Here is a 12,210-nt window from a genome sequence, read left to right as displayed (position 1 = left end):
GATGACGACCGGATCGGCCTGGTGGCGGGGTGAGGCTGGAGCCATCGAACCGATCGACCCCGAGGAGCAAACCATGATCTCGACCCGTACCCGGATCGCCGCTGCCGTCGCCGGCCTCGCCGCGGTGGGCGTCACCACCGTCGGCGCCGTGTCGGCCACCGCCGCGCCGGCACCCACCGTCAAGGGCGTCGTGCAGACGTCGCACCTGTCGATCGCCGCCGCTTCGAAGGCCGCGCAGGCCGCTTTGGACGCCGCGACGAAGGCCGGCCAGCATGTGTCGGTGGCCGTGGTGGACCGCGACGGCAACACCATCCTGACCCTGCGCGGCGACGGCGCGGGCCCGCAGTCCTACAGCTCGGCCCAGCAGAAGGCGTTCACGGCGGTTTCGTGGAACGCGAAGACGTCCGAGCTGGCCGGCCGCCTGCAGCAGACCCCGACGTTGAAGGACATCGACGGCACCCTGTTCCTGGCCGGCGCCGTCCCGGTTGCGTCGGGCTCCGCCCCGATCGCCGCGGTGGGTGTCGCGGGCGCGCCGTCGGGTGCGCAGGACGAGTCGTTCGCCCAGGCCGGCGTGGACGCGCTGGGCAAGTAGCGTGGCACCGGTGTTGATCAGTGATGTCCGCCCCTGGGGTGGCGAGCGCAGCGACGTCGAGCTGACCGGCGACCGGATCGCCGCGATCCGCCCGCACACCCCGGGGGTCGCGGCGGCCGTCGAGGGCCGCGGCCGCCTGCTGTTCCCGTCGTTCAGCGACGTCCACGTCCACCTGGATTCGACGCGGATCGGCCTGCCGTTCCGCCCCCACACGGGCGGCCCGGGCGTGGTGGCGATGATGACGAACGACCGTGAAAACTGGCGTTCGGCCGAGGTGCCGTTGCCCGAGCGGGTGGCCGGGACCTTGGAGCGCATGATCGCCCACGGCACGACCCGCGTCCGCAGCTACGCCCAGGTGGACGTCGACTGCCGCTTGGAGAAGCTGGACGCGGTCCTGGCCGCCCGGGAGAAGTTCGCGGCCCAGGCCGAGGTGCAGGTCATGGCGTTCGCCCAGGCCGGCATCCTGCGCGAGCCGGGAACCTACGACGTGCTGGACGCGGCCATGCGTTCGGGCGCAACGGTGATCGGCGGCATCGACCCGTGCACCCTGGACCGCGACCCGAAGGGCCACCTGGACGCGGTGTTCGCACTGGCGGAGAAACACCAGGCGGAGGTCGACATCCACCTGCACGAGCCGGGCCACCTGGGCTTGTTCTCGACGGACCTGGTGATCGAGCGCGTCCGAGCCCTGGACATGCGCGGCAAGGTGACGATGTCCCACGCGTACGACCTGGGCTCGATCTCGGAGTCGGTGAGCCGCCGGGTGATCGACGACTTCGCCGCACTGGACATCGCCATGACGACGGTGGCTCCGTCCGCTGCCGGCCAGCTGTCCCTGCTGGACCTGGTCGCCTCAGGCGTCCGAGTGGGCCTGGGCGAAGACGGCCAGCGGGATTATTGGAGCCCGTACGGCAACTGCGACCTGCTGGACCGCACATGGCAACTGGCCTTCACACGCGGCTTCCGGTCGGACGCGCACATCGAGCTGTCGTTGGCCGTGGCGACAATGGGCGGCGCGTCGATCATGAGCCACACGGTGCCGCGCTTGTCGGGCATCACGGACCGCCCGGGCTTGGCCGTAGGCGACCGAGCGGACTTGGTCCTGGTGGACGGCGAGACCCCGACAAGCGCGGTGATGGACCGAGGCCAAGACCGCACGGTGCTGCACAACGGGGCCGTAGTAGCCGACGGTCTGGCCGTGCTCCAGCCATGAGGAACTACACCGAATTTCCGGCCCTCGCGAATGTCTGCCTCGAAGACAGCTTCGTCCTCACCATCGCCGAGACTCCCAGCTCGTTGTCGTTCAGGCTGGACGTTGTGCTGACCCGGTCACACCCGCGATACCACGACCCACTCCCTGGCGAAAGCCACTGCGTTGACTGTGGCCTCTACCTGCAACTTTGTCCTCACGGTTCTCTGTGGTGCCCTCCTGAACATCACTAGGCAGCAGCGTTTCGGGTCACGAAATGGGTCATGAGATCCTTGCCCGGGGCTCGGGCGTGTCGCGGCCTTCCGGGGGCTTCACGCCGGTGGGCGTCGAGCGCGCAAGTCGATCACACCCGGCGGTCGCGCGGACCAACCTGATAGCTCGCCTGCGGAGTTGTCGTGGCGAAGTTGGCCGTGTCGACGACGTTGTTGCTGGTCACGGCGGCCTGCTCGATGTCGTCGATTGCGCGCGCCGGGACGATGATGCGGTTCCGGACCCTGATAGCGGGGAACTCGCCTGCCTGAATTGCCCGGTAAAGCGTCATGGGTGACAGGTTCAGCATCGCTGCCGCCTCGCCGACGCGGTAGAACCGTGGCCGGTCGAGTTCGCGAACTTTTCGATGATTCATGGCGTTAGCTTCCTGGGGTGAGATACTGAGAAGCCCTCATCAATGGTGGTGTCGGCGGTCAGACTTGGCCGCCGACACCACCAGAGGTTCATGCTGCGGCGGAATGGTGAGTGAGGGCCTCTGTCAGTCGCCGCTCGGCTCGTGACAGCTGTTGCCGGAATTGGTAGGAGGAGACGCCACGTTCGTGGGCGACGGATGCGGCTCCCTCGCCGTCGAGCCGTACTCGCCCGATGAGGCTGGCTTCGTCTTCGGTCAGGGTGTCGTCCTTGACGGCTTGTGCCAGGACGAGGTCCGGATGTCCGGTTGTCCGGGCGCGGTACCTGACGAAGGTGCTCTCGTCGTAGGTGGAGCGTGTTCCATTGATTCGATCTTCCTTGCCGCGAGCCTCCAGCCCGTAGCGGTGGGCCATGAACCGCAGGGACGAGTAGAGCATCGGCTTCTCGGGGTCCAGCGAGTTCAGCGCCTGGAGGAATCCTTCGACGATCTCGGCGTCGAAGTCGGCGATGTCGCCGCGGAAGTTGCGGGCGATGCTGCCGGCGACCTTCTTCAGACTCGGCATCATCAACCCGAGTGCTGCGGTGGTCCAGGGGTCGCCTTGTTCCTGGGCGCGTCGCACGACCTCGCTCCAGACGGCGTTCTTCACCTGAGAACGGTATGAAGAACAACGCTCTGTTGGGCAGCGTGCCCGGGGTGGATCTGGGCGCGCTCGATGCGGCGCAGAGTGAAAGCCATACCTGCGTCCGGTGCGGACGCGTTCCGCTTCATCGAGTTGACCTGACGCAGGTCGGCGTGCCAGATCTGATCGCCTGCTCCGGCGAGGACGCGACAATCTGCTCGCGGCCGGTGCTCTGGCTGGCGAAACCCCTGCCCGCGGTGGTGCAACGGTCTACACGAGGACCGAGGTCCCGGTCCGGACCGTCGTCACTTCTCCAGTTGGGAGGAGGTGCCCTTGACCTTGGAGGATGCCCAGGAGATGGGGCCTGAGTTGGGGTGGCAGCCCGAGTGCGCGGTCGTGAGCCTTCACCAGGGGCGTCCGCGAGGATGTCCCGCGGATCTGGTGCGGCAAGGGAGTGACCAATCAGGGCTGGCACCTGACCGAGGACGAGGCCCGCCGTCTCGTCGTGACGTTGACGGCCGCGGCGAACTTGGCTACGGGTGAGCCAGCCGGTCAGCTGCAACTGCCGTTCAGCGTTGTCGCGGCATAGCACGATGTAGCGCCGTCTGAATGTCATCAGCGCGCGAGTGAAGCAAGGAGAAGTTCGCCGACCAGGGTAATCGTATCCGGCGTGGTGTCAGAGCCACTGGGTGTCGTCCTGATAACGCGCAGGCTCCGCTCGGCGGCCGTCTGGAACCAGTGTTCGACGTGCAGGGTTGCGTCCTGTTTCAGCACGACGTCGGCGGCGGCGAGCTGCGCGCGGACGACCGGTCCGGTTTCGTCGTCGAGGGCGAGCCGGACGATGTCGAGCAGGTCGGTCGCTTCCTTCACGCGTGCCAGGTTCGGCAGCGCCTGCAACTTTGTCGCGACGAGCGGTCCAGGCTCGGCGACTTGGACGGTGTGTTCGCTTGTGGTGCCGCTACCGATGGCACGGATATGCAGTGGCGTCGCTGAACGCAGGGCCCAGTCGTGACTGAGTAGGTATAGCCGGTCGGTCGGATCCTCGGGAAGCTAGTCGAGCTGCCCCTCGCTGACTTCGATCACATTCACCCGAACATTGCCGGTCGGCGTGGCGACCATCGCACCCGCCCCCATCGATCGCGGTGGCCCGGTGGCGAGCAGGACATCGAGTTAGCCCGGCTCGCCGGCCAGTCTCGCCGGTTGACCGTGTCGATGTCGTTGGTCACCCGATGCGCGGTAGGACCGAGGCGAGACAGAACGGCGAGACCACCGACCACGGTGATCCTCCGATCGAGCCGCCGAGTTCCACGCTTCGAACCACTCTGCAGTTTGTTCAACTGGTGACGGCACTATGACAGACTGATCACTTGCCGCTGTGTGCCAAAGTCTTTCTGCGGCCGAGCAATGCTAGGACGGCCACAGCGGCGACGGTCATCCACGCCTTTCCGATGATCTGCCCCGGCAGAAACTCGAGGGAACCGAAGGCCACCTTGAGGAAGATCAAGCTGTCTGCCAGCAGACCGACGATATTCGAGCTGACTACGGCGACAATGAGTCCACGCTTCCGCAGCGGTTCGTACACCGCGAAGTCTAGGAGTTCCGCCACTATGAAGGCGACGGCTGACGCCGTGGCGAGCGCGGGGTCGGCCAAGAGGTAGGACAGGATGGTGCCCACCACGATGGCGCCTAGGACTGCTCTGCGGCCAAGGCTCTCACGTGCCAGGTCTCGCAGGACCAGAGCCAAACCGGCGAAGTAGACGGCTGCTGGAGCGAGGAAGCCGAACCCGACCGGGATTGCGCCGAGGTGGCTTACGACGAGGTTTGCTAAAGGGATGGTGGCGATGTATGCGACGAACAGAATCACCCCGATCGGAGTAATCTTATTCACGGAAGCCTTCTTTCGGAGTAAAGTGACTTCTGAGAACGGCTGTGTGTTCGTCCTGGTCACGCGAAGCGTTTGAGGGTTGTCGTCACCCTGTAATCAGAGCCACCGCGTCGTGGCTGTGGATGCTTTCGAGGTTGCGCACTCTAACCTCGTGGGCCAACCCGCGGGCGCGGCATGCGAGCGAGATGTCGCGCGCTATGTCCTCGACGAACACGGGGTGATCGTAGGCCTGCATTGTGAGCGTGCGCTCGTCGATGCGCTTGACGAGCGGAACCACCGGAGCCGACCCACAGTCGCGGATGATCTTGACCGCATCCAGCACTGGCAGTGGATACAGGTGGTCCCCACTACCTATGACCGACAGGGTGACCTTGCTGCGCTGGTTGTGCGCACCGTAGTCGGAGATGCTCTTCGAACAGGGGCACAGACTCGTGACCTCTGAGGTGACTGCTGCGGTCACGCTGCAGGAGCCGTCCTGCCAGGCGCCGGTCACCTCCACGTCGTGGACGGACACGGACTCCAGCCCGCTCGTCGGCGCGGACGTCACCTCCGAGATAGGCATGCTGAGGACCACCGAAATACCGGGAGCATCCAGTATGGCCGCACCAGTTTTCAGCACCTGGGCCATGTCCCGGGGGTCGAACGCCTGCAAGCGTTCGTGGACGAGAGCGACCATCCGACTCATGTGCGTGCCCCGGCGGTCCGCCTGCAGTTGCACGGCGACCGAGATTTCGGCGATGCTCCGCTGGTTCGTGATGCCGTCATCGAACACCACCGGGTACCGCACCCCGGCGATACCGACCTGGTCGACCTCGATGCCCCGAGAGTCCACTTCTGCTTGGATGTCGTGCACGTCACCGCCCTCGATAAGTGCACCCGGAAGTGCAGGTCTCCCGGACCGTCACAGCGGACACCTCGGGCAACCGCGGCGCCAGGCGGTCCCAGATCCACACGGCCAGGTTTTCGCTGGTCGGGTTCTCCAACCCCTCGATCTCGTTGAGGTATTGATGGTCGAGCTGTTCCTCGACGGGCTTGAACGCGGCTTTCACGTCACCGAAGTCCATGACCCAGCCCGCGAGCGGGTCGACGCTGCCTTCCACGTGCACCGTCACGCGGTAGGAGTGGCCGTGCAGGCGAGCGCACTTATGTCCCTCCGGCACCTCGGGAAGCCGGTGAGCGGCCTCAAAGGTGAACTCTCGGAAGATCTCCATCAGCGAATTCCCAGGTACTTGTGCGTTTGCAGGGACAGAGACCAGCGTGGGTTCTTCATGCAGTACTCAACCGCCGCCTCGGTGTGGCTCTCCCGCTCTCGGTCGTCGAGGGGTTGGAGCCGGAACGAACGGAAGTCCAAGTGTTCGAACTGCGCAGGGTCGCCACCAGCCTGGGGATAGACCAACTTCAACTCGTCGCCGGCGGTCACCACCAGGTCCGCTCCGATCTTCGGGCTGACGCAGAGCCAGTCCAGCCCTGCTGGAGGGACCCGGGTGCCATTCGTCTCCACGGCGACCTCGAACCCACGCTGGTGCAGGGCATCGACAGCTGCTGCATCCAACTGCAGCAGTGGTTCTCCCCCCGTGCACACTGTGAAGCGATTGTTCCTATCCTCCGACGGCCACGCCGCTGCCACTGCGTCAGCGAGTTCGTCGGGCGTGGCGAACCGGCCGCCTCCCGTACCGTCGGTACCGACGAAATCCGTGTCGCAGAACTTGCAGATCGCCCGGGAGCGATCTTTCTCGAGACCGGTCCAGAGGTTGCACCGGGAGAAGCGACAGAAGACGGCCGGTCGGCCGGCGTGGCTGCCCTCGCCCTGCAAGGTGTAGAAGATCTCCTTGATGAAGTAGGTCATGCGTTCACGTTTCGGTACGTCACGGGATCGGTGAAACCGGCCTCGGCGAAACCCTTGAGTCGCAGCAGGCAGGTATCGCAGCCACCACATGCCCGTCCCTGCTCGTCGGGGTCGTAGCAGCTCGAGGTGATCGAGTAGTCGACCCCGAGGCGGAGGCCTTCGCGAACGATGTCCGCCTTGGACATCTCGATGAGCGGCGAGTGGAGGCGTAGCGGGGTTGCCCCCTCGACGCCGGCCCTGGTGGCGAGGTTGGCCATCTTCTCGTACGCCGCCATGTACTCAGGTCGGCAGTCTGGGTAGCCGCTGTAGTCGACCGCGGTCACGCCGGTGAAGATGTCCGTCGCTCCGACGACCTCGGCATAGGCGAGCGCGAAAGACAGGAAGATGGTGTTGCGTGCCGGTACGTAGGTCACCGGGATGCTGCTCGCGTCGACCTCGTCGACGTTGCCATGCTTGGGCACCGAGATGTCCGACGTGAGCGCTGAACCGCCGAAGGCGCGAAGGTCGATGTCGACGGTCTTGTGTCCGGCTGTCCCGACCGTCTGGGCGACTCGTCGAGCTGCCTCGAGTTCGACACTGTGGCGCTGCCCGTATCGGAAGCTAAGCGCGTACGGGGTGAACCCCTGGTCCTTCGCTATGGCCAGTACCGTCGTCGAGTCGAGACCGCCGCTGAGCAGTACGATCGCCGGTCGTTCCATCGACGTCACCCTTCAATTGGTGGATAGCGGGTCTAGATCATAACTGGCTAACTAAGCTGTAGAGTAAACCGCATCGGAAGCAAGTTACGGTCCAAGGGAGCCGGCGAGGCGTGAAGAAACTATCCGTGGTAGTGACCTGCACGGACCGTAAGATGCTCGTCCCGTCTCCGACTCTTCGTGTGGGCTCGCTCCCGGCGGGCACGGTGAGTAGTCGACTCAGTACATGGACGGACCGGGTCCGTGCCGGCGCGCACTGCACCCCGTTGGGCGGCCTGTACAAGGGTGAGCACTGGCGGCAGGTGCACACTGTGGTCGATGCGGCCACCCGAGCGGGGTTCGAAGCGGAACTGTGGGTCGTGTCCGCAGGGCTGGGCTTGCAGTCCGCAGCCGCCTCATTTCCGGCTTACGCCGCCACCTTCAGCCCCGGCCACGAAGACAGCGTCGCGTCGACCGGGGGCGACCGTCGACTGTGGTGGAAGGGCCTCCAGGAATGCCTCGGCGCGTCGACCCTCGTTGAATTGGGATCCCGTAGCTCCGTACTCTTGGTGTTGTCCGAAGTCTACGGGAGCGTCCTGACAGCGGAGTTGCGCGAACTCGGTCAGGTTGGTAGTGACACACTGCTCGTCGGCGGAAGTGAGGACATACCCGGTGTGCAGCGCGTACGGGCCAACGGATCGCTTCGCAAAGCGCTGGGCGGTACCCTCACCGGGCTGAACGCACGGATGGCCAGTTCATGGCTGGCCCACTGCGAGGACAGTAGGTTGACCTCAGCCACCACGACTGAGACGTGGACACGCTGGGTCGAGCGCTCGGCCCACCATGAGAGCTACAACCGCATGCCGATGACGGACACGGAGGTCAAAGCGTTCATCCGGGCGTCGGTAGCCAAGCAACATGGCATCTCTCGAACCAGGTTGCACCGGCTGCTCAGGGAGAGCGGCAGGGCTTGCGAGCAGAAGAGGTTCGCCAACCTCTACTCCGAGACGATGGGAGAGCGGTGAATCTCAAGCGCAGGGCGTTGAAGGTGCATCAGCATCCGACGATCCCCCTGTACATCTTCACCCTCGCCGCCGAGGAAGTCGCGCTGATCTCCGACGTGGCGCGGATCTCCCGGGACGACGCTGGTCGACTCCTGGGATATCAGCGCCCTGAGAAGAAGCAGCACGTGAACCAGATCCTCGAGTACCTCGACAGTGACGAGGTGCTGTTCCCCAACGGGCTGATCATGGCTTTGCCCGACTCCGTTCGCTTTCGTTCCAGTCCAGGGCCTTCAGCAACCGACGGCCTGGCCACCAGTGGCACGCTCGAGATCTCACTCGCACAGACCCCCGACGAGCCCCGGCCGGCCTGGATAGTGGACGGTCAGCAGCGGAGCCTGGCCCTCGCACGGACCAAGCGGACTCGCCTCCCCGTGACGGTCGCCGGGTTCGTGGCCGAGGACATCGCCACTCAGCGTGACCAGTTTCTGCGGGTGAACACGGTGTCACCGCTGCCCGCCAACCTCGTGGCGGAACTCTTGCCCGAGGTGGGTACGGCTCTGCCTGCGAAGCTGTCCGCCCGCAAGTTGCCCTCCGCCCTGGTCACGATGCTCAACCAGGATTCGGACTCGCCCTTCCGAGGCTTGATCAAGCGGCCGTCGACCAGCCCGGAACAGCGCGGCACCGCGGTCGTCACCGATAACAGCCTCACAGCCGCGGTCGAGGAGTCTCTGAACTCTTCCGCAGGTATCTTGTTCCTCTACCGCAACCTGTCGAACAGCACCATCGACACGGGCGCGATACGCAAGATCCTGGTCTCCTACTGGACCGCCGTGCAGTACACCTTTCCCGAAGCCTGGGGTTTGCCGCCGACCAAGAGCAGGCTGATGCACGGTGTCGGCATCAGGGCCATGGGGCGACTCATGGACAAGATCGTCCCGAACGTGGACGTGGAAGCAGCAGATGTCGTCGAGCGGATGAAGAAGGAACTGGCCTTGATCGCGGACCACTGTCACTGGACCAAGGGGCGGTGGGGTGAGCTGAACATCGCCTGGAACGAGCTCCAGAACACCCCGCGACACATCAGCGTCCTGTCCAACTTCATCATCCGTGTCTACGTCAAGTCACGGGTGAACGCGTCATGAAGTTCTACTTCCCGGACAGCCAGGACCTCGTCAGCCCAACGTACGACTTCATCAATGATGAGTACCTGCCCACCAGGGTCCGTCAGCGCGACGACGTGTACGCGCATGAAGTGGTCACACCGTCTCCTTATGACGGTGTCCTCGTCAGTAAGGCGATCGTCGATGGCTCGGTGAAGGGAGCAGGCAAGTACGCCGCACCCCAGCGCGCACGGCTCTACCGTCTCGGGGTGCGTAAGTTCTTCAGACTGCCCTCAGGCACCGCCAGCCTCGGCGACTGCGGCGCTTTCAACTACATCGAGGAGGAGTACCCGCCGTACTCGGTCGACGAGGTGCTCGACTTCTACGACGAATGCGGCTTCGACTCGGGCGTCAGCATCGACCACGTCATCTTCGGCTATGTTCCCGGTGCGGGCGAAGGTGAGGCAGACCCCGCTTGGGTCAAGCGTCGGCATATTTCCCTGGACCTGGCTGAGAAGTTCCTCGCTGCCGTGCAGGACCGCGACAGCCCGTTCGAACCGGTCGGTGCCGCGCAGGGGTGGAGCCCCGCTAGTTACGCGGATAGTGTGGCCCGCCTGCAGGAGATGGGGTATCCCAGGATCGCGCTCGGCGGCATGGTACCGCTGAAGACTCACGAGATCGTGGCGTGTCTGGAAGAGATCTCGACCGTCTTGCAGCCGGAAACGCAGTTGCATCTGCTCGGGATCACCCGGTTGGAGAGCATGGAGCGCTTCGCCGAACTGGGCGTGACCAGCTTTGACAGCACGTCGGCGTTCCGACAGTCGTTCATGGACGATCGGAACAACTACCACGTCGTGGACGGTGCTTACACAGCCGTGCGTGTCCCCCAGGTCGACGGTAATCCCGCTCTTAAGCGAGCGATCCTTTCAGGCGCGGTGTCACAACGCGACGCCACACTCGCCGAACGGGAGTGCCTGAGTGCTCTGCGGGGCTACGACCAAGGAGCCGTGGACCTCGAGGATGTCATGGCCGCCTTGGCCGCATACGAAGCGCTTGTGCTGGGCGAAAACCAGGCGAATAAAAAGAGCTATCTGGTCCAGTACCGCAGAACGTTGGAGGCGCGGCCCTGGAAGTCCTGCCCTTGTGCGTTGTGCGAGAAGCACGGTATCGAGATAGCGATCTTCCGAGGCACGGAGCGGAACAAGCGGCGTGGGTTCCACAACCTGGCCGTCCTGGAAGCCAAGATGCGCAAGGTCTCACCGCGAGCGATTCGCGGTGAGACCGTCCCCTCAACTAGGAGAAAAATTGGCTGACAGGTACACCCTCCGACTCCCGGCTCTCGAGGTCCGGCAGGGGCGGCGACGGATCTACTGCTTCGCCGTTGACGGCAAGAAGCTGCACAACTTTGCGGCCGTGTCGCGCATCCGTCGTGACGATAGTGAGCAGTTGCAGGGCTACCAGCGTCCTGAGGTACTCAGCCACATCCGTGGCATCCGCAAGTACCTCGAGTCCGGTGGCGCGATGCTGCCCAACGCGATCGTCGTCGCCTTCGACGAACGAGTGCAGTTCACCCCATCATTGATGATCCCCTCTGACACGGTCGATTACTCGGTACCAGGAGAACTCGTCATCCCGGTGGACGAGAGCTTGTCCGAGGCGCAGAAACCGGCTTGGTTGGTCGACGGTCAGCAGCGCAGCGCAGCGATCCGTGATGCCGATGTCGCCGAGTTCCCCGTCGCAGTCGTTGGCTTCATCACCGACTCCGAAGAGGAGCAGCGTTCGCAATTCATCCTGGTCAACTCCACGAGGGCGTTGCCCAAGGGTCTCATTCACGAGTTGCTCCCCGACACCACCGGCCACTTGCCTGACGCGTACGTGCGCCGCCGCCTGCCTGCGCAGTTGATGACGCGCTTGAACGGCAAGCGCGAGAGCCCGTTCTTCCGCATCATCGCGTCACCGACTGCTCCGGACGGCTACATCAAGGACAACAGCGTCCTCAAGATGGTCGAGCACAGCCTCTTCGAAGGAGCGCTTTACCAGTACCGCAACCCCGTCGACGGCACTGGTGATGTGGATCGGATGCTCACCCACCTGATCGGCTTTTGGTCGGTCGTGCGCGAGGTCTTCCCCGAGGAGTGGAAGAAGCCTCCACGTAGTTCGCGCCTCACCCACGGCGTCGGCATCCAGGCACTCGGCTTTGTCATGGACACGCTGACGGAAGACGTGCCGGCTGAAGGTGTGAAGACTGTGGAGCTCCGGAGAACCCTGGAGAGCCTGCGTCCCCATGTCGCGTGGACGTCCGGGACTTGGCAGTTCAGCGATGGTGAACGACGCTGGAACAACCTGCAGAACACGCCGAACGACGTCCGGCAACTCACCTCCCACCTGCTGAAGTTGCTGCGCAAACGCAAGCGCTGACGTTCGATTCAGTAGGATAATGCGTCGGCATGCACAGCCCTGGCTGTTTGCCGTGAGGGATGTGAGCTGAGCGCGCTGATGACGCGAGCATCGGTACGCGGACCGGTGTTGCGCTGGTGCTGCCCGTCGAACGCACCCGCGAGACGTGCGCTGATTCACCACTCGGAGCCGCTGTCGAAACCCGTCGAGGGGAACTACTCGACGGTAACTTAGTCTGCCCCGTGCGTTGTGTAACGCGTG

At 64.5% G+C, this 12,210-nt stretch carries 14 protein-coding genes and 1 pseudogene; 7 read left to right on the top strand and 8 right to left on the bottom strand.

Translation table 11 applies throughout. From position 1 onward, the window contains the following. Positions 1–73 precede the first annotated feature (73 nt). Positions 74–592 carry a GlcG/HbpS family heme-binding protein gene (locus tag ACWEN0_RS03700; RefSeq protein ID WP_451968615.1) on the top strand — a complete coding sequence of 173 codons (519 nt, stop codon included), beginning with the start codon at positions 74–76 and terminating at the stop codon, positions 590–592. Between the two features lie 10 nt (positions 593–602). Then, a complete protein-coding gene (locus tag ACWEN0_RS03695; RefSeq protein ID WP_451968613.1) occupies positions 603–1,805 on the top strand; it encodes an amidohydrolase family protein in 1,203 nt (400 codons plus the stop codon). A gap of 340 nt (positions 1,806–2,145) precedes the next feature. Here the strand turns inward: ACWEN0_RS03695 and ACWEN0_RS03690 are convergent, their stop codons facing one another. Together ACWEN0_RS03690 and ACWEN0_RS03685 are read right to left on the bottom strand one after the other, a co-directional pair. Continuing rightward, positions 2,146–2,427 (bottom strand): helix-turn-helix domain-containing protein, encoded by a 282-nt coding sequence (locus tag ACWEN0_RS03690; protein ID WP_451968611.1) that lies wholly within the window; start codon positions 2,425–2,427, stop codon positions 2,146–2,148. A gap of 88 nt (positions 2,428–2,515) precedes the next feature. Further along, the gene (locus tag ACWEN0_RS03685) at positions 2,516–3,070 is read right to left on the bottom strand and encodes a hypothetical protein (RefSeq protein WP_451968609.1); all 555 of its coding nucleotides are present in this window, start codon (positions 3,068–3,070) and stop codon (positions 2,516–2,518) included. 219 nt (positions 3,071–3,289) lie between these two features. Here ACWEN0_RS03685 and ACWEN0_RS03680 point away from each other — a divergent pair. Further along, a pseudogene (locus ACWEN0_RS03680) lies at positions 3,290–3,586 on the top strand (DUF6907 domain-containing protein); the annotation flags it as partial. Between the two features lie 72 nt (positions 3,587–3,658). Here ACWEN0_RS03680 and ACWEN0_RS03675 read toward each other — a convergent pair. The 6 genes from ACWEN0_RS03675 to queC form a co-directional block, all read right to left on the bottom strand. After that, positions 3,659–3,913 (bottom strand): hypothetical protein, encoded by a 255-nt coding sequence (locus tag ACWEN0_RS03675; RefSeq protein ID WP_451968607.1) that lies wholly within the window; start codon positions 3,911–3,913, stop codon positions 3,659–3,661. A 493-nt stretch (positions 3,914–4,406) separates the two neighbouring features. Next, complete coding sequence (locus ACWEN0_RS03670) at positions 4,407–4,991, bottom strand: VUT family protein (protein ID WP_451968605.1); 585 nt, start codon at positions 4,989–4,991, stop codon at positions 4,407–4,409. Between the two features lie 22 nt (positions 4,992–5,013). After that, positions 5,014–5,781 carry a GTP cyclohydrolase, FolE2/MptA family gene (locus tag ACWEN0_RS03665; protein WP_451968603.1) on the bottom strand — a complete coding sequence of 256 codons (768 nt, stop codon included), beginning with the start codon at positions 5,779–5,781 and terminating at the stop codon, positions 5,014–5,016. Between the two features lies 1 nt (position 5,782). Beyond that, a complete protein-coding gene (queD, locus tag ACWEN0_RS03660) occupies positions 5,783–6,139 on the bottom strand; it encodes a 6-carboxytetrahydropterin synthase QueD (RefSeq protein ID WP_451968601.1) in 357 nt (118 codons plus the stop codon). After that, the gene (queE, locus tag ACWEN0_RS03655) at positions 6,139–6,774 is read right to left on the bottom strand and encodes a 7-carboxy-7-deazaguanine synthase (protein ID WP_364727556.1); all 636 of its coding nucleotides are present in this window, start codon (positions 6,772–6,774) and stop codon (positions 6,139–6,141) included. Before queE ends, queD begins: the two co-directional genes overlap by 1 nt. After that, positions 6,771–7,472, bottom strand: a complete 702-nt coding sequence (queC, locus tag ACWEN0_RS03650) for a 7-cyano-7-deazaguanine synthase QueC (RefSeq protein ID WP_451968599.1) — start codon at positions 7,470–7,472, stop codon at positions 6,771–6,773. The genes queE and queC overlap by 4 nt, the downstream gene beginning before the upstream one ends. Before the next feature lie 308 nt (positions 7,473–7,780). On the opposite strand from queC, the gene ACWEN0_RS03645 reads away from it, so the two are divergent. The 4 genes from ACWEN0_RS03645 to dbpB (ACWEN0_RS03630) are packed head-to-tail and all read left to right on the top strand — an operon-like array spanning position 7,781 to position 11,970. Further along, positions 7,781–8,473, top strand: coding sequence for a hypothetical protein (locus tag ACWEN0_RS03645; protein ID WP_451968598.1), 693 nt, complete (start codon positions 7,781–7,783; stop codon positions 8,471–8,473). Next, on the top strand, positions 8,470–9,594 hold the full coding sequence (gene dbpB / locus ACWEN0_RS03640) for a DGQHR domain-containing protein DpdB (protein WP_451968597.1): 1,125 nt from the start codon (positions 8,470–8,472) through the stop codon (positions 9,592–9,594). The genes ACWEN0_RS03645 and dbpB (ACWEN0_RS03640) overlap by 4 nt, the downstream gene beginning before the upstream one ends. Continuing rightward, a complete protein-coding gene (gene dpdA / locus ACWEN0_RS03635; RefSeq protein ID WP_451968595.1) occupies positions 9,591–10,865 on the top strand; it encodes a tRNA-guanine transglycosylase DpdA in 1,275 nt (424 codons plus the stop codon). The genes dbpB (ACWEN0_RS03640) and dpdA overlap by 4 nt, the downstream gene beginning before the upstream one ends. Next, positions 10,858–11,970 carry a DGQHR domain-containing protein DpdB gene (gene dbpB / locus ACWEN0_RS03630; protein WP_451968593.1) on the top strand — a complete coding sequence of 371 codons (1,113 nt, stop codon included), beginning with the start codon at positions 10,858–10,860 and terminating at the stop codon, positions 11,968–11,970. Before dpdA ends, dbpB (ACWEN0_RS03630) begins: the two co-directional genes overlap by 8 nt. Positions 11,971–12,210: the final 240 nt, after the last annotated feature.

The sequence above is a fragment of the Amycolatopsis sp. NPDC004378 genome, assembly GCF_053602455.1.
This window is presented reverse-complemented; position numbering and strand designations above follow the sequence as displayed.